Origin of the sequence: Mycolicibacter longobardus (assembly GCF_002102265.1) — a bacterium.
GTDB classification, from domain to species: Bacteria; Actinomycetota; Actinomycetes; order Mycobacteriales; family Mycobacteriaceae; genus Mycobacterium; species Mycobacterium longobardum.
In genome coordinates, this window is record NZ_LQPG01000019.1 from 146,358 (window position 1) to 164,448 (window position 18,091).

6 protein-coding genes are annotated in these 18,091 nt (G+C 69.6%); 3 read left to right on the forward strand and 3 right to left on the reverse strand.

The features are described 5' to 3' along the window. The first annotated feature begins 76 nt into the window (after nucleotides 1-76). The 3 genes from AWC16_RS11540 to AWC16_RS11550 are packed head-to-tail and all read left to right on the forward strand — an operon-like array spanning nucleotide 77 to nucleotide 13,562. A complete protein-coding gene (locus AWC16_RS11540; protein ID WP_085264879.1) occupies nucleotides 77-7,195 on the forward strand; it encodes a type I polyketide synthase in 7,119 nt (2,372 codons plus the stop codon). After that, nucleotides 7,192-12,567: a non-ribosomal peptide synthetase gene (locus AWC16_RS11545; RefSeq protein ID WP_085264880.1), complete on the forward strand. Its 5,376-nt coding sequence runs from the start codon at nucleotides 7,192-7,194 to the stop codon at nucleotides 12,565-12,567. Before AWC16_RS11540 ends, AWC16_RS11545 begins: the two co-directional genes overlap by 4 nt. A 5-nt stretch (nucleotides 12,568-12,572) precedes the next feature. After that, a complete protein-coding gene (locus AWC16_RS11550) occupies nucleotides 12,573-13,562 on the forward strand; it encodes an NAD-dependent epimerase/dehydratase family protein (RefSeq protein WP_085264881.1) in 990 nt (329 codons plus the stop codon). A gap of 36 nt (nucleotides 13,563-13,598) precedes the next feature. Here the strand turns inward: AWC16_RS11550 and AWC16_RS11555 are convergent, their stop codons facing one another. From AWC16_RS11555 to AWC16_RS11565, 3 genes are all read right to left on the reverse strand, one after another. Beyond that, the gene (locus tag AWC16_RS11555) at nucleotides 13,599-15,011 is read right to left on the reverse strand and encodes an HNH endonuclease signature motif containing protein (protein ID WP_085264882.1); all 1,413 of its coding nucleotides are present in this window, start codon (nucleotides 15,009-15,011) and stop codon (nucleotides 13,599-13,601) included. Between the two features lie 134 nt (nucleotides 15,012-15,145). Then, a complete protein-coding gene (locus tag AWC16_RS11560; RefSeq protein ID WP_165759210.1) occupies nucleotides 15,146-16,603 on the reverse strand; it encodes an amidase family protein in 1,458 nt (485 codons plus the stop codon). A gap of 90 nt (nucleotides 16,604-16,693) precedes the next feature. Then, nucleotides 16,694-18,061, reverse strand: a complete 1,368-nt coding sequence (locus AWC16_RS11565) for an FAD-binding oxidoreductase (protein ID WP_085264884.1) — start codon at nucleotides 18,059-18,061, stop codon at nucleotides 16,694-16,696. Nucleotides 18,062-18,091: the final 30 nt, after the last annotated feature.

The window sequence follows — 18,091 nt, forward strand, 5'->3', positions numbered from 1 at the left end:
TTAATCAAGGTTGCCTACGGGAATCCTTGGGCCCAATCCAAAGCAATCTTCGTCAGCTATACGGGAGACGCGATCGATGAGCGGGCCGGATGGAACGGTGGAAGACCTGCGCACGCTGGTTGACCTGCTGAGGCAGCGCGCAGCGCAGCGCGGTGACAAGCTGGCGTTCACGTTCTCCCGCGACGGTGACGAGCACGAGATCAGCCAGGTGAGCTACCGGGAGCTGGATCTGCGCGCCCGCCGGATCGCGACCGACCTGCAGGGTCAGGGGGCCGCCGGGGAACGGGTCCTGGTGCTGTGCCCCCCGGGCCTGGACTTCATCGCCAGCTTCTTCGGCTGTCTCTACGCGGGTGCCATCGCGATCCCGGTGCACCCGCCCATGCGCGAGCACCTGCTGCCGCGTGTCGAGTCGATCATCGCCGACGTCCAGCCCGGCTTCGCGCTGACCACCAGCGAGATCGAACCCAAGATCAAGCCCGCGATCGACACCCTGCCCGGTGGGCGGGCGCTGCGCTGGACGATCACCGACGTCAACGTCGCGGGGAGCGAGGCGGCCTGGGTGGCGCCGCAGATCGACGGCGAGAGCATCGCCATGCTGCAGTACACCTCCGGGTCGACCAGCGCGCCCAAGGGCGTCGTGCTGACCCACGGGAACCTGGTGCACAACCTCAAGACCATCGCCGAGGCCTGGGGTGCGCACACCGATATGCAGGCCACGGGTGTGTTCTGGTTGCCGCCTTACCATGACATGGGTCTGATCGGGGGCTTGCTCGAAACCCTTTACGTCGCAGGCAATTCCATCCTGATGCCGCCGACGGCGTTCATCAAACGGCCGATGCGGTGGCTGGAGGCGATCTCGCGGCACCGTGCCATGATCACCGCCGCGCCGAACTTCGCCTTTGACCTGTGCGTCGAGCTGAGCACCCCGCAGGAGCGCGCCGCGTTGGACCTGTCCAACTGGACGGTGGCGCTGTGCGGCGCCGAACCGGTGCGCACCGCCACCCTGGACAGCTTCGCCGAGTTGTTCGCTCCGGCCGGCTTCCGGCCGGAGTCGTTCTACCCGGTGTACGGGCTGGCGGAGGGCACCCTGCTGGTCTCCGGCGGATCAGACCTGCCGGTGCCGATGGTGCAGCACATCGACCGGGTCGCCCTCGGCGACAACCGGGTGATCGACGTCGCCGCCGACCACCCCAACGTGGCGACCATGGTCGGCTGCGGCAAGCCGCGCGGCGGCCAGCGAGTGATCATCGTCGATCCCGAGGCCCGCCTGGAATGCGCCACCGACCGGGTCGGCGAGATCTGGGTGGCCGGGGGCAGCGTCGCGCACGGCTACTGGGGAGCCCCGGAGCTGTCCGCGGAGACGTTCGCCGCGACGCTGGCCGACAGCGGAGACGGCCCGTTCCTGCGCACCGGCGACCTGGGATTCCTGCATTCCGGGGAGCTGTTCGTCACCGGCCGTCGCAAAGACCTGATCATCATCCGCGGCACCAACCACTACCCCAACGACATCGAGCTGACCGTTCAGAACACCAACCCCGCGTTGCTGCGTGGCCGCGGCGCGGTGTTCTCGATCGCCCCGGAACCGGGCGCGGCCGAGCAACTGGTCGTGGTGCAGGAAGTGGATCCGAGCCGGGTCAGCGGGGAGCAGGCCGAGGAGGCCATGCAGGTCATCCGCACCGCGGTCACCGAGAACCACTCGGTGCGCACACACGCCGTGGTGCTGGTCCAGCCGTTGCAGCTGCCCACCACCTCCAGCGGCAAGATCCAGCGCAGCGCGTGCAAACAGCAGTACCTCGACGGTGAGCTGCCGGTGGTGGCCCAGTGGCCCTCAGCCGCCGCGACCGCGCAGCCGCAGCCCGAGCCCGAACCGGCCCCGGTGGCCGCGCCGGCCGGGTCCGGCACCCGCAGTGCCGCCGAGATCAGCTCGTGGCTGATCGACCGACTGTCCCAGGATCTTGAACTGCCCGTCGCCGAGATCGACCCGGCCAAGCCGTTCGCCTTCTACGGGCTGGACTCCATCCACGCGGTCCGGCTCTCCAGCGCCCTGGAGAAGTGGCTGGGCGCTGAGCTGGCCCCCACCATCGCCTACGAATACCCGTCGATCGACATCCTGTCGGCACATCTGGCCCGGGTCGCCGCCAAAGCACCCGGGGCGACTTCCGAACAGGAAGCCGAACGCGTCGAGCGGCCGGCCGCCGACGAGCCGATCGCCATCGTCGGCATCGGCTGCCGGTTCCCGGGCGCCGACGGCCCCGAGGCCTTCTGGCGGCTGCTGTCCGGCGAGGTGGACGCCACCAGCGACGTCCCGGCCGACCGGTGGGATGTCGATGCCTTCTACAACCCCGACCCGGCCGTTCCGGGCACCGCGGTCACCCGCCGGGGCGGCTTCCTGGGCCAGGTCGACCAGTTCGACTTTCAATTCTTCGGGATCTCGCCGCGTGAGTCGGCGCAGATGGACCCGCAGCAGCGGCTGCTGCTCGAGGTGGCTTGGGAAGCGCTGGAGGATGCCGGTCAGGTGCCGGATGACCTCGCGGGCACTCGCACCGGTGTGTTCGTCGGCATCTCCACCAATGACTACGGTTTCCTGCGGCTGGGGCAGCCGCAGCTCGTGGACGCCTACACCGGCACCGGCAACGCGCTGAGCATCGCCGCCAACCGGCTGTCGTACACCTTCGACTTCCACGGGCCGAGCCTGTCGGTCGACACCGCCTGCTCGTCGTCGCTGGTCGCCGTCGACCTGGCGTGCCGCAGTCTGCGCGACGGCGAGTGCAACATGGCGCTGGCCGCCGGGGTCAACGTGATTCTGTCGCCGGCGCTGGCGATCAACTTCAGCAAGGCCCGGGTGATGGCTCCCGACGGCCGATGCAAGACGTTCGACGCCGACGCCGACGGCTATGTCCGCGGCGAGGGCGCCGGGGTGGTCGTGCTCAAACCGTTGAGCCGGGCGCTGGAGGACAACGACCCGATCTACGCCGTGATCCGCGGCAGTGCCACCAACTCCGACGGCCGGACCAACGGCTTGATCGCCCCCAGCGGGCGGGCCCAGGAAGGCGTGGTCACCGAGGCGTTCCGCCGGGCGGGTCTGCCGGCCGGCGCGGTCCAGTACGTCGAGGCGCACGGCACCGGAACAGCCATCGGCGACGCCATCGAGGCCAACGCCCTGGGCACCGTGCTGGCCGAAGGCCGGCCGGAGGGCAGCCGCTGCCTGGTGGGCTCGGTCAAGACCAACATCGGCCACCTGGAGGCCGCAGCCGGGATCGCCGGCCTGATCAAGGTGGCGCTGTCGCTGCAGCACCGGGCCATTCCGGCCAGCCTGAACTACACCGAACCCAACCCGCACATCCTGTTCGACAACCTGCCGCTGGAGGTGGTCCGGACCCTGACCCCGTGGCCGGCGGCCAGCCGCGCGGTCGCCGGGGTCAGCTCGTTCGGATTCGGCGGCACCAACGCCCACGTGGTGCTCACCGAGGCCCCGCAGGTCCGCACCCGTTACCCGGACGACACCGCGGAGCCGCGCGCTGAGCTGCTGGCCCTGTCCGCGCGGTCACCGGAGGCGCTGACCGCGCTGGTCGGGGAGTACGAGATGGCGCTGTTTTCCGGCGGGCTCCTGGACGGTGGATCGCTGACCGACCTCTGCTTCACCGCCGGTGCCCGCCGAGGACACCACGACTACCGGCTCTCGGTGGTCGGCGACTCCCCGGCAGCGCTGTTCGAGTCGCTGTCGGCCTACCGGCTGGGCGAGTCGCGACCGGGATTGTCGGTCGGGCACTGCACGCCGAGCCGGCCCGGGCCGGGTGTGACGTTCGTGTTCTCCGGTCAGGGTTCGCAGTGGCACGGAATGGCGCTGCGGTTGCAGGCCGAGGAGCCGGTGTTCGCCGAAGCCCTGGCTGCCTGCGACAACGCTCTGCATCCGCACCTGGGGCACTCGATCCTCAAGGAACTGGCCGCCCAGGAGGGTCCCGAGGACCGCTCCAAGCTCTCCGACATCGGCATCCTGCAGCCGACGATCTTCGCGATCCAGGTGGCGCTGGCAGCGCTGTGGCGGTCCTGGGGTGTCGAACCCGCCGCGGTGGTCGGGCACAGCCTCGGCGAGGCCGCGGCCGCGCATGTCGCGGGAGCGCTGAGCCTGGAAGACGCCGCTCGGGTGATCTGCGCCCGGGCCCGGATGCTGCGGGGCGTCCGCGGGCGCGGGGCGATGATGGTCACCGAGACCACCATGGCCGAAGCGCAGGAACTCATCGCCGGCCACGAGCAGCAGGTGGCCATCGCCGCGAGCAACAGCTACCGGTCGACCGTGCTCGCCGGTGAGCGCGTAGTGCTGGAACAGCTGATGGCCAGACTCCAGCAGCGGGACCGGTTCTGCCGCTGGATCGATGTGGACGTCGCCTCGCACAGCCCGCAGATGGAGGCCCTCGGTGCCGGCCTGCGCGGCAGCCTGGTGAAGCTGAAGCCGACCGCGCCGACGGTGCCGATGTACTCGACGGTCACCGGGGAGCTGGTGGGGGACAAGCTGCTGGACGCCGACTACTGGGTGGCGAACCTGTGCTCGCCGGTGCGGTTCTCGCCGGCGCTGCGTCGGCTGCTGGAGACCGGGCACAACACGTTCATCGAGCTCAGCCCGCACCCGATCCTGCTGACCGGAGCCCGCGAGGACGCCGAGCATCTGCATCGCAGCGCCACCCTGCTGCCCTCGATGCGACGCGACGACGGGGTTTCCAGTGGCCGCTCGACCATGCTCGGCTCGCTGGGCACCCTCTACACCCTGGGACACCGGGTGGCGTGGGAGCAGATCTATCCCGAAGGCAGTCGGTGCGTGCCCGCCCCCACCTATCCCTGGCAGCGGGTGCACTCCTGGCTCAACGCCGGCTCTATCGCGGCGCCGCGGCACAGCAGCGCCGGCGCACCCGGCGGCGGCTGGCGCGGACCCATCCGGTCGGCCGCTGCGCCGGAAACGGTGCTGGCCGAAATCGATGTGGCGACGCTGTCGGCCGAGCAGTTGCGTGAACTGGCGCTGACGGCGGCCGAGGTGGCGTTCGGCCCCGGCAGCCGTTCGGTCGGTGAGCTGAGCCTGCGCGGGGACCTGGATCGGGCCCGCACCGTGCAGTTCGCCCTGGCCGGAGACACATTCGAGTGCTACGGCGGCGCCGGCGAGGACTGGTCGCTGTTGGCCACCGGCACCATCGCGGCCGGTGACGCCCCGCCCGTCGCCCCGCCTGCGGCGGATCCGCGGGATGGCGCCTACGAGATGCGCTGGCAGCCGGCGTCTCTGCCCGTTGACGGCGAGAGCCGACCTGACGGCCGGCCCGCCGAGCCCGGCAGCTGGCTGATCCTGTCCGACGGTCCGGTGGCCGACACCCTGCGCGACCACCTCGAGGCGCAGTCGCAGTCGTGCGTGCTGGTGGAACCGGTCGTCGGGCTCGCCGAGATCGAACGGGTCAGCGCGGACAGCTACCGCATCGACCCGGCCCGCGCGGAGCACTTCGCTGAGCTGCTGCGCGCCGCGTTCGGCGGTGACCGGCCGCCGTGCCGGGGCGTGGTGCACCTGTGGAACCTGCTGGCCGCCCCAGCGGCCGACACGACCGAGGACTCGCTGGCGACGGCCACCGACGTCGGCACGCTGAGCGTGGTCCACCTGATTCAGGCGCTGACGCTGGCCGGATGGTCGGAATCACCGCGGCTGTGGCTGGTGACCCGCGGGGCGCAGCCGGCCGGCCGGGAAGAGGGCGCGGTGTCCGGCGCCCTGTCGGTGAGTCAAGCACCGGTCTGGGGTCTGGGCCGCAGCATCGACCACGAACACCCGGAGCTGCACGCCACCGGCGTCGACCTGTCCGCCGACGGGGGTTCCGAAGAACTGCGGGGCCTGTTCAGCGAGGTCTGGTCGGACAACCGTGAGACCGACGTGGCCCTGCGTGGCCACCGCCGCTACGTGGCGCGGCTGGAGCCCTACTCGGCGCCGTCGGAGCAGGCGGGCGAGTTGGCGTTGCGCGATGACGCCACCTACCTGGTCACCGGCGGGCTCGGCGCGGTCGGCGGCAAGGTGGCCGGCTGGCTGGTGGAGCGCGGTGCCCGCCATCTGGTCCTGATGGGGCGCGGTGCGCCGTCGGCGACGGCGGAGGCGTCGCTGGACGCGTTGCGGGCTGCCGGCGCCGAGGTCACCGTCGCCCGAGGCGACGTCACCAAGTCCGACGACGTCGCGGCGGTGCTCGCCACCATCGGCGCGTCGATGCCGCCGCTGCGGGGTGTGGTGCACGCCGCCGGCACCGTCGACGATGCGATCCTGGCGCGCCTGGACGCGCCGAAGCTGCGTGGGGTGATGGCGCCCAAGGTTCAGGGTGCCTGGAACCTGCACACCCTGACCGCCGACGCCCAGCTGGACCTCTTCGTGATGTTCTCCTCGGCCGCCTCGGTGCTGGGTTCGCCCGGAGCCGCCAACTACGGTGCCGCGAACGCCTTCCTGGACGCGCTGGCCTGGCACCGCCGGGCGGCGGGCCTGCCGGCGCTGAGCGTCAACTTCGGCCCGTGGGCCGGACTGGGCATGTTCACCAACTCCGAACTGCACCGGCACTTCTCCCACTACGGCGTCGAAGGCATGTCGGCGGAGAGGTACTTCGCGGCGCTGAGCGCGCTGTTGGCGGATGGGGCGACCGAGGCGGTCGTACTGGACATCGACTGGGCGCGGTGGCGTCCGAGCGCGCAGTCGCCGCTGCTGAGCGACCTGCAGGCCACGGTGACCGGCGACGGGTCGCCCGGTAGCGGTCTGTTCGAGGCGGTGCAGGCCGCCGACCCGCAGGAGCGTCAGCAGCTGCTGGAGACCTACCTGCGGGATCTGGTCGCCGGCAAGCTGGGCCTGCCTCCCGCCGGACTGGACGTGGCCGCGCCCCTGAACAGTCTCGGGGTGGATTCGCTGATCACCCTGGAACTTCGCATTCAGGTCGAGCGGGAACTCGGTATCGTGGTCCCGGTTGCCCGGCTGCTGGATGGGCCGAGCGTGGTCAGTCTGTCCAGCTGGCTCAGTGAGCAGCTGGCCGCCGCCGGCCCCGGACCGGCGGACGACTCCAGCGTCCCCGAGGCAGTGGCACCGCAGGAGATCGACGTGTTGACCCAGGTCTCCGAGCTCTCCGACGATGCGGTGGACGCGCTGCTGGCGCAAATGATGGCCCAAGACGAGCAGGTCAAGGATGGGGGTAGCGCATGACGGATCTCCCCGACGTGCCCGCCGACCTCGCCAGCCTGTCGCCGGAGAAGAAGCGCGAACTGCTGGCGCAGTTGCTGATGGCCAAGGCGCAGAACGCCGCGAGCGAACACGAACTTTCCTACGGGCAGCGCTCGATGTGGTTCATGCACCGGCTCGCACCCGACAGTCCGGCATACACCGTCGCCTACGCCGGACGCATCCGCGGCGGCCTCGACCTGCCGGCCCTGGAGCGGGCCGCGCAGGCCCTGGTGGACCGGCACCCGATGCTGCGGACCACCTACACCGAACGGGACGGCCAGCCGGTCGCCCTGGTCCACGGGCACTGGCCGATGCGCATCACCACCCACCGCATCGGATCGGACCCCGGCGAGGTCGACCAGTGGGTTCAGGCCGAGACCGCCCGGCCCTTCGATCTGCGAACGGGGCCGGTGTTGCGGCTGACCCTGCTGGAGCGGCCCGACGATCATGTGCTGCTGCTGACCGTGCACCACATCGCCGTCGACTTCTGGTCCATCGACGTGATCCTCGATGAGCTGCGCGCGCTGTACGCCGCCGAACACGGCGCGCCCGCGCCGGAGCAGACCGCGGACCGCTACGTCGACTACGCCGCGGCGCAGACCCGGATGCTGGGCGGGCCCGAGGGCGAACGGCTCTGGGAGTACTGGCACGAGGCGCTGCGCGGCGAGCTGCCGACGCTGGCGCTGCCCACCGATCGGCCGCGGCCGGCGGTGCAGACCTACGACGGCGCGCTGTACCGGTTCGGCATCGACGCGCCGGTGACGGCCGGGTTGAAGCAGGTGGCGCGGAACGTCGGCGCGACGCCGTACATGACGTTGCTGGCGGCCTACGCGGTGTTGCTGCACCGGTACAGCGGCCAGGACGACCTGGTCATCGGTTCGCCTTTCGCCTGCCGCGACCGGGCCGGGCTGATGGGCATGGTCGGCTATGTCACCAACCCGCTGCCCTTGCGCGTCGACATCCATGACGACCCGAGCTTCGCTGCGCTGCTGGGGCAGGTCAAGGACACCGTGCTGGGGGCGATCGGCCACCAGGAGTACCCGCTGCCGCTGCTCGTCGAGCGGCTGCGGCCGGTGCGCGACGCCGGGCGCACCCCGCTGTTCCAGGTGTCGTTCGCCTGGCAGCAGGTCCGACTCTTCGAAGACAACGCATCGGACGGCAGCCTGCCCCTGGAAACCCTCTACATCGGCCAGGGCGGTTCACCGTTCGACATCACCATGCAGGTGGGTGAGCAGGATGACGAGCTGCAGGTCGCGCTGCAGTACAACACCGACCTGTTCGACGCCGCGACCATCGAGGCGATGGCGCAACACTTCACGTTGCTGCTGACCGGGCTGGCCGCGCCCGGGGCCGCCGACGTCCCGGTGTCGCAGTTGACGCTGCTCACCGACGCCGAGCGCGCCACGCTGCAGGCCTGGAACGACACCGCGGTCGACTACCCGGCCCCGGCCTGTCTGCACGAGATGGTCGCCGCCGCTGCTGCGCGCACTCCCGAGGCCGTCGCGGTCAGCTACGAAGGCGCCGAACTCAGCTACCGCGAACTGGACCGGCGGGCCAACGGGCTGGCGCACCGGTTGCGTCAGCTCGGCGTAGGTACCGTCACTCCTGCTGTGGTTCCGGTGCTGCTGGAACGTTCCGAAGACCTGGTGATCGCGCTGCTCGGCGTGCTCAAGGCCGGTGGCGTCTTCCTGCCGCTGGATCCCGCCCAGCCCACCGGACGGCTGGAGGCGATGCTGGCCGACGTCCCCGATGCCCCGGCCTGCGTCACGCACCGTGAGCATTTATCGCACGTGCCAACGGATTTCACCGGGGCCCGGTTGTGTCTGGACCAGCCGTCGACGGCACCCGGCGAGGAGGAGTCGGCGCCCGAGACCGGGACCGGCTCGGCCGACCTGGCCTACCTGATGTACACCTCCGGTTCCACCGGTGCCCCCAAGGGCGCGCTGAACAGCCATGCCGGCATCCGCAACCGGCTGCTGTGGATGCAGGACGCCTACCAGCTGACCGCCGATGACCGGGTGCTCCACAAGACGCCCATCAACTTCGACCCGTTCGTCTGGGAGATCTTCTGGCCGTTGACGGTGGGTGCCCGGGTGGTGATCGCCAAACCCGAGGGCCACAAGGATGCCGGCTACCTGGCGCGCACCATTGTCGAACAGCGCGTCACGACAATGCATTTCGTTCCGTCGATGCTGCGTCGCTTCTTGGCTGAGCCGGACTCCGCTTCCTGCACCGGGCTGCGTCAGGTGTTCTGCAGCGGCGAGGCGCTCACCGCCGACCTGCGTGATGCGTTCTTCGCCGCGCTGCCCGCCGAGCTGTACAACCTGTACGGCCCGACCGAAGCCGCCATCGATGTCACCCACTTCCATTGCGAGCGTGGAAATTCCGATCCGATCATCCCGATCGGCCGGCCGATCGCAAACATCGCGATCCACCTGCTGGATGCCGCCGGCAACCCGGTTCCGGTCGGAGTGCCCGGCGAACTGCACATCGGCGGCGTCGGCGTCGGCCGTGGCTACCTGAACCGGCCGGAGGCCACCGCGGCCGCATTCCTCGACGACCCGTTTAGCGACCAGCCCGGTGCGTTGCTGTACCGCACCGGGGATTTGGCCCGGTACCGGCCAGACGGCAACATCGAGTACCTGGGCCGCCGCGACGACCAGGTGAAGATCAACGGATTCCGGATCGAGCTCGGCGAGGTCGAGGCCGCGCTGGCAAAGCACCCCGGTATCGCCGAGTGCGCCGTGGTGGCGCGCAAAGACGCGAGCGGCAACACCCAGCTGATCGCGCACATCGTGCCGGTCGCCGCCGCACCGGGGACCGCCGATCTGCGCCGCTTCCTGCTGGAGCTGCTGCCGGCGGCGATGGTTCCCGCGGTGTTCCGCGCAGGCGATCTGCTTCCGCTGTCCGCCAGCGGCAAGGTCGATCGCCGGGCGTTGCTCGCGCTCGACCAGGACCTCGACGCCGCGCCGAAGGAATTCGTGGCCCCGCGCGACGCCACCGAGGAGGCGCTGGCCCAGATCTGGCGCGAGGTGCTCGACCTGGACCGGGTCGGGGTCACCGACGACTTCTTCGCGCTCGGCGGCGCCTCCACCCAGGCCCTGGAGGTTGCGGTGCGGGTGGGGGAGCTCGGGATGGAGCTGCGGCCGGAGTCGTTGTTCGTTTACGGCACCATCGCCGAGCTGGCCTCCGAGTTCGGTCCGATCGGCAGGGATGCCGCAGCCGGACAGCCGGCCGAGCGGCCTGTGGAGCAGCCCGCCCAACAGCCCGCACCCGCGGTCGCCGCGCCGGCGATGCCGAAACCCGTTGCCGCGCCGGTGATCAAGTCGGCGCAGACCGGGCCGGCGCGCAACGTGGTGATCGAAAGCCTCGGTGTGTACCTGCCGCCGCGTGCGGTCTCCACCGAGCAGGTGCTGGCCGACTGCGTCAACGAGGTCAAGATCCCCCTGGAGCGCCTCACCGGCATCAAGAACCGGCGGATGGCCGGCGTCGACGAGTTCTCGATCGACCTGGGCCGCAAGGCGATCGCCGACTGCCTGTCCCGGTCGAGCTACGCCCCCGAAGAGATCGACCTGGTGATCGCCTGCAACATCTCCCGGTGCGACGGTCCCGAGCACATGTTCACCTTCGAGCCCAGCACCGCCTCGCAGCTGCGTGACCAGCTGGGGCTGAGCAACGCCGTCTGCTTCGACATCAACAACGCCTGTGCGGGCATGTTCACCGGTGTCAGCGTGGCCCAGGACTTCCTCAAGACCGGCCTGGTGCGCAACGCGCTGGTGGTCAGCGGCGAATACATCAGCCACATCACCGGAACCGCCCAGCAGGAGATCGACGGGCCGATGGACCCGCGGTTGGCCTGTCTGACCGTCGGTGACGCCGGCGCGGCGGCGGTGCTTGAGCTCGGTCCCAACGACCGGGTCGGCTTCCACGACCTCGACCTGGCCACCTACAGCGAATTCGCCAAGCTGTGCATCGCCAAGGCCACCGAGGGCCCGCACGGCGGCGCCATCATGGTCACCGACTCGGTCACCCAGACCGCGATCGCGGTGAAGCACTCGGTGCCCTACGTGGCGGCGGTGATGCAGCGGCACGGCTGGCGACCCGAGACGGCCGACCAGCTGCTGATGCACCAGACCTCCGAGGCCTCGATCAACGACGCCATCCTGACCATCAACCGGGTCTTCGGTGCGGGCGCAGCCAGTCGTGCCAACACCATCTGCAACCTGGCCGAGCGCGGGAACACGGCCACCACAACGCATTTCGTTGCCCTCTATGACTACATCAACGCGGGGCGGATCAACTCCGGCGACAACGTGGTGCTGTCCATCACCGGTTCCGGGCAGACCATCGGCACCGGGCTCTACACCTTCGACGACCTGCCGGACCGGATGCGACGCGCCGCGAGTGGCCAGCCCGCGCGCGCCGGCCGCTCCGGTAACCACCGCCGGGAACTTCCGGCGACGCCGCGGGTGCGCATCGAGGGCATCGGGATCGCCCCGATGGGACAGGCGCCGCCCAGCTCGATCCAGTTCGCCGTGGACGCAACCACGGCCTGCCTGGAGGACAGTGGTGTGGACCGCTCCCAGGTCGGCCTGGTGATCCACGCCGGCATCTACCGCGACGACTTCCTCAGCGAGCCTGCGGTCGCCACGCTGGTCGCCGGCGAGGTCGGGATCAACGCCGAACCGGAGTCCGCGGACGCCCCGAAGACCTTCGCGTTCGACATCCTCAACGGCGCGGTCGGTTTCCTCAACGGCTGCCATGTCGCGGCCGGCATGATCGGCGCCGGCCGGACCGGACACGCCATGGTGCTGGCCTCCGAGGTGGAGAACAACACCCCGGAGAGCGGTTATCCGCGCAACGGCATCAAGGAGACCGGCTCGGCGATCATGCTGAGCCCAAGCCACGGCCCGGAGGGCTTCGGACGATTCGTCTTCGGCCACCACCCGGAGTACCGGGGTGCGCTGGCCACCTACACCCAGGAGCGCGACGGGCGGACCTGGCTGCGGGTGGACCGGGATCCGAACCTGGCCGCGATCTACGTGAGCTGCCTGCCTTCGGCGGTCAAGGAGTTGCTGACGCTGGAGACACTGGAGCCCGAGGACATCGCGCTGGTGTTCCCGCCGTACCTGCCGGGTGCCGCCCTCGATGATCTGGCCGCGCACATCGGCGTGGACCGATCACGGTTCGTCGACCTCGAGGCGCAGGGCTGGACCAGTGACCCGTTCACCTCAACCCTGCCCTACCAGATCGCCGACGCCCGGCAGCGCGGGCTGGTCAAGCCGGGCGATGTGGCGCTGATCCTGGCGGTCGGTTCGGGTGTCGAGGTCGGCTGCACCACCTACCGGTTCTGACCTCGATGCGCGCATTCGTCACCGGTGGAACCGGATTCGTCGGCTCCAACCTGGTAGCCGCCTTGCTGCAGCGGGGTATGCAGGTGCGGGTGTTGCGACGCGCGACGTCGCCGATGGCCGCGCTGGAGGATTTGGACTGTGAGACCCGGGTGGGCGACGTGCTCGACGGGGTGGACGCACTGGCTGAGGCGATGGCCGACTGCGACTGGGTTTTTCACACCGCGGCGATCTCGGACTACTGGCGCTACCGGACACAGAACCGGCTGTACCGCACCAACGTCGAGGGCACCCGCGACATGGCCGCCGCCGCTGCGCGAGCCGGGGTCAAGCGTTTCGTCTACACCAGTTCGCTTGCAGCCCTCGGTGTTCCACGGCGCGGCCACCACCTGGTGGAGACCGACGAGTTCAACATCCGCCCGCGGCGGTTCCCGTATGGGCACAGCAAGCATCTCGCCGAAGGCGTATTGCAGGATGCCGTGGCGGCGGGCCTGCCTGTGGTGATCGTCAACCCGTCGGTGGTCATCGGGCCCCGCGACGTCAACCGCATTGCCAGCGCGATGCTCGTCGAGGCCGAGCACGGTCGGCTGCGGGTCGCCGCGCCGGGCGGCACCAACTTCGTCTCGGTCGACGACGTGGTGGACGGCCATATCGCCGCCGCCGAGCGGGGCCGAGTCGGTGAACGCTACATCCTGGGCGGCGAAAACCTGTTGTTCCGTGACGCGTTCACCATCGCCAACGAACTCACCGGACAGCGCGGTCCCTCTTTCGTGCTGCCGCGCTGGACGATACCGGTGGCGGCGGCCGGGATCAGTGTCGCGCGTGCGGTCGTCGGGCCCCGGCTGCCCATCGGTGCCCACCAGATGCGGCTGTCGTCGGCGGAGATCTTCGCCGACGCCACCAAATCCCATGAGGAGCTGGGGGTGCCGTTCACCCCGTTCCGCACTGCGCTGCGCGGCGCCTACGAGTGGTACCGCGACAACGGCTATTTGGATTAGCCGAGTCGCCACGTCGACCCTGACAACCTGATCTGGCTACGGATCTTCGTCGTCTTCGTCGTCTTCGTCGTCTTCGTCGTCTTCGTCGTCTTCGTCGCCGGAGTCGTTGTCGCCCAGTAGTTTTTCGGGGTGGTGGTAGTGGTTGATGCGGGGTTGGCCGTGGTCGAGGTGTGGTGGGGGCAGGGTTTGGGTGGTGCCGTCGTGGCGCTTGCGGGTTTTGAAGCCGCCTGAGGTGAGCAGTTCGTGGTGGGGGCCGCAGCGCAGGCTCAGGTCGTGGATGTCGGTGCGTCGGGTGGTGGCGTAGTCGTGGTCATGGTGGGCTTCGCTGTGGTAGCCGGAGACGGGGCAGTTGGGGTGGCTACAGCCACGCTCTTTGGCATACAGCACGATGCGCTGCCCGGGCGAAGCCAGACGTTTGGTGTGGAACAGGGCCAGTTCTTTGGCGCCGTCATAGATCCGCAGGTAGTGATGCGCGTGGCTGGCCATCGCGATCACGTCGCGCATCGGCAGCCAGGTGCCGCCGCCGGTGTGGGCTTTGCCGGTGCCGGTCTCCAGGTCGGCCAGGGTGGTCGAGACGATGATGGCGGCCGGCAGGCCGTTGTGTTGGCCGAGGTCTCCGGAGGCCAGCAGGGCGCGGCCCATGGCGGTCAGCGCGTCGTGGTTGCGTTGCCCAGCATTGCGGGTGTCGGCCTCGATCGCGGCTTGCGACGGTGTGCCATCCACACACGGGCTGGGATCATCCGGGTTGCACATGCCCGGAGCAGCCCAGCGGGCCAGCACGGCATCCCAGGTGGCCCGGGCCTGGGGATCCAGGTAGCCCTTGATGGGGGTCATGCCGTCCCGGTCCTGGGGACCCAACACGATGCCGCGTCGTTTGGCGCGTTCCTCATCGCTGTAGTTGCCGTCGGGGTGTAAATGATCAGCCAACCGCTGCGCCAGTTTGGTGAGCTCATCGGGCCGGCACTGGCCGGCCAGCTCGGTGAGATGCTGTTCGGCTTGGGTCAGGGTGCCCGCATCAATACCGTCGGGTAGGTAACCGAAGAAGGAGCGGATCACCGCGATGTGGGCGGCCCCGATCCGCCCCTCCCGCTGGGCGCCAGCCACCGCCGGCAAGACCGGTTCCAGTGGTTCACCGGTGATGGCCCGACGGAGCCCCAATTCGGCGGCGTCGCTGATACGGCGTCCGGCCTCACCACGGCTCAGGTGCAGTGCGTCAGCCAACACCCAGCGGGGTTTGCCGCCGATCTCGGCGGGGTCGGCGGCGGCGATCTGGTTGACCAGCGGATGCTCAAGAGCCGGTAGCCGCCGCCGCAGCTTCTCGCAGCGCTGCAACAGTGCCAGGCATTCGCGGGGAGTCAATGCCTCGAAGTCCAGCTCCAGCGCCCGATCCAGATCAGCGGCCAGCGCGTCGAAGACTCCGACGATCGCCTCCCGATCATTCGAACGCATGTGCTAATCGTAGCGATGCACACCGACAAGAATCCCGACAAGAAGCCGGTACCAAAACTACAGTGACACAAGTGAATACAGTGACTTTCGGGGCGGCTGTGCGCTCATGTCAGGGCGGTGCGGAAGGGGCTGGATCAACCGACCCGCGACAGCAGCGCTTCGGTCGGGGGACGGCGCTGCGCCCACGGCTGCACCGACTCGAGTTGCGCGGCCAGCGAGATCAGGGTGGCCTCGTCGTTGGCCCGCGCCACCAGATGCACCGCCTCGGGCACGCCGTCGGCGGCGATCCCGGTCGGGACCGAGATGGCAGGCTGACCGCTGTAGCACTGCGGGAACGTGAACGGGATGAACTTGATCATCCGCAGCATCGCCCGGGTGGGGCCGAGTCCCTCGAAGTAGCCCACCCGCACCGGCGGGATCGCCAGCACCGGGGTCATCAGAATGTCGAAGTCGGCGATCCGGCGTTGCGAACGGGCGGTGATCCGGGGCTCTGATGCAACGGCGCGGCGGGCGAGCCAATCCGGAACCAGGCGGCTGGTTCGGGCCTCGGCTTGCATACGTCGTTCCAGCAGTTCGGTTTTCGGGAGCCGCTCGATCTCGTGGGCGAATCCGTTCATGAACATGGCGAGCACCGCGGCGATACCCACCACCGGGTAGACCGGGTCGCGCTCGACCACCTCGTGGCCCATCGAACGCAGCAACTCCGCGGTTTCCAGGACCGGGCGACGCACCTCGTCGCTGACGTGTACCGGTACCACCGGCTTGAATGACATCGCGATCCGCAGCCGACGCGGTGCCGCCGTCAGTGCCTCCATCAATGCCGGCGCCGGCGGCGGTGACGGAATCTCGTCATCGGGCTCGGGACCGGTCATCGCGTCGTGCAGCAACGCCACGTCCACCACGCTGCGCGCCAACGGCCCGATGTGGTTGAGGCCGTGGAATCGGTATGCCCGTTCGGGCGATTCCTTGGTGCTGATCCGTCCGCGCTGCCCCTTCAGCCCGACCAGGCCGCAGCAGGCGGCCGGAATGCGGACCGAGCCGCCGCTGTCGCTGCCGGTGGCGCCCGGCACCATCCCCGAGGCGACGGCCGCGGCCGAGCCGCCACTGGAGCCACCCGGGGTCCGGTAAAGATCCCACGGATTGCGGGTGACCCCCCAGGTCGCCGATTCGCAGACCGGGTAGGCGCCGAACTCGGAGAGATGGGTCTTGCCGATGATCACCGCGCCGGCGGCGCGCAACCGTCGCACCGCGGCACTGTCCGCGCTCGCCGGGCCGACGTCAATTCCGGTGCCGCACATGGACGAAACGCCCGCCACGTCGGTGTCGTCCTTAACCGCGATCGGTACGCCGGCCAGCGGCAGCACCTCGCCTGCGGCCAGCCGCCGCTCGACGCGCGCCGCCTCGGCCATCGCCTGGTCGCCGAGGACGGTGCGAAACGCGTTCAACACCGGATCGAGGCGGGCGATCCGATCCAGATACAGGGCCACCAGCTCTCGCGGGGACACCTCCCGCTGCCGCACCAGCTGTGCCAGACGCGCGACGCCGGCAAACGCCAACTCATGATCGTGCTCATGATCGTGCGCGGCAGACATCTTGCGTCCTTTCCCCCGGGACAACAATACCCACCGCCGCGCTGCGGAAAAGTGTGGTCGCATTGGCGACACACTGAGAACGTCAGAGCGTCAGCCCGCGGCTGCCGGCTCGATGTTGTGGTTGAGGGTGAACCGGTTGTCCGGGTCCAGCCGTGCCTTGAGCTCGGCGAGGCGTTGGTAGCCGGCGTCACCGAAGGTCGCGCGGATGCGGTCCTGCCCCTCGTCGCCGACGAAGTTCAGATACGCACCAGCCGGGCCGAGCGGCCGCAGGATCTCGAAAGCCTGTCTGGCCCATGCCGTGCAGCGTGCGGTGTCGCCCGCGTCGGTCCAGGTTGTCATCAAATGGATGATGTACGGGTGCTCCCGGGTGACGATGGCTGTCGCCTCCGGCGGCACCCGGCCGGCGTACCCGCCGAGCCGGATCACGTGCAGCCGGGTCTGCGCCGAGGGCCGCGAGCGCCCCAGCAGGGCGATGCGCCGAATCGCCTCGTCGGTGAGCTCGGTGACGAACAGCGATTTCCAGTAGTTCAACCAGCCGTACGGTGCCGTGTAGTCGAGGGCCTGCTGCCAGGTCGAGTAGTCCAGCTTGTGCTGCACGGCCACCACCGGCTTGGCCGCCACGCCCCGAACGTTGAGCAGGGCGCTGACGTCGTCGCTGCCGGTCTGGTCGGTCCGGGTCGAGCAGGCCAGAACATTGACCAGCGACTGGCCCGTCGTCAGGTCGGAGGAGAAGTCGAGGATGGACGCCAGGTGGTCGGGTGCGTTGTCCATCTGGGCTCGGAAGTGCTTGAGGGCCGCCTCGGCGTCGGTGTCCGGGTAGGACTGCACGCCGGCCACCACACCGTCCACCGGGTGCAGTCGCAGCATGAACTGGGACACGACACCGAAGTTGCCGCCCCCGCCGCGCAGGCCCCACAGCACGTCGGCGTTCTCGGTCTCGCTGACCGAGAGCACCTCGCCGGAAGCCAGCACCAGCTCCGCGCCGATCAGGTTGTCGCAGGTCATGCCGTAGGCGCGGGAGAGCCAGCCGATCCCGCCGCCGAGCGAGAATCCACCCACGCCCGTCGTCGACACCACCCCGCCGGGGCAGGCCAGGCCGTACTTGCTGGTCACCGGGTCCACGTCGCCCCAGGTGGCGCCCGCGTCGACGTAGGCGATCCGGGCCTCCGGGTCCACCCGTACCCCACGCATCTGCGTCAGGTCGATGACGATGCCGCCATCGGTGGTCGAGTGGCCGGCGACGCTGTGGCCCCCGCTTCGCACCGCGATCTCGGCGCCGGAGTCCACCGCGTAGCGCACCGCGGCGATGATGTCGTCGCGGGAGCGGCACTGCAGGATCACCCGCGGGTGCTTGTCGATCATGCCGTTGAACACCTGACGGACCTCGTCATAACGAGCATCGCCGGGGGAGACGGCATCGCCGGTGAAGTTCGGGACGGCAGGGGCGTTCGCGGTCATTGCATCCTCAGGGTCGGCGCGGCAGGGCGG

Excerpts from the sequence above, each read along its gene's own strand:
- AWC16_RS11540 (WP_085264879.1), top strand. The coding sequence starts at position 77 with ATGAGCGGGCCGGATGGAACGGTGGAAGACCTGCGCACGCTGGTTGAC.
- AWC16_RS11545 (WP_085264880.1), top strand. The coding sequence starts at position 7,192 with ATGACGGATCTCCCCGACGTGCCCGCCGACCTCGCCAGCCTGTCGCCG.
- AWC16_RS11550 (WP_085264881.1), top strand. The coding sequence starts at position 12,573 with ATGCGCGCATTCGTCACCGGTGGAACCGGATTCGTCGGCTCCAACCTG.
- AWC16_RS11555 (WP_085264882.1), bottom strand. The coding sequence starts at position 15,011 with ATGCGTTCGAATGATCGGGAGGCGATCGTCGGAGTCTTCGACGCGCTG.
- AWC16_RS11560 (WP_165759210.1), bottom strand. The coding sequence starts at position 16,603 with ATGTCTGCCGCGCACGATCATGAGCACGATCATGAGTTGGCGTTTGCC.
- AWC16_RS11565 (WP_085264884.1), bottom strand. The coding sequence starts at position 18,061 with ATGACCGCGAACGCCCCTGCCGTCCCGAACTTCACCGGCGATGCCGTC.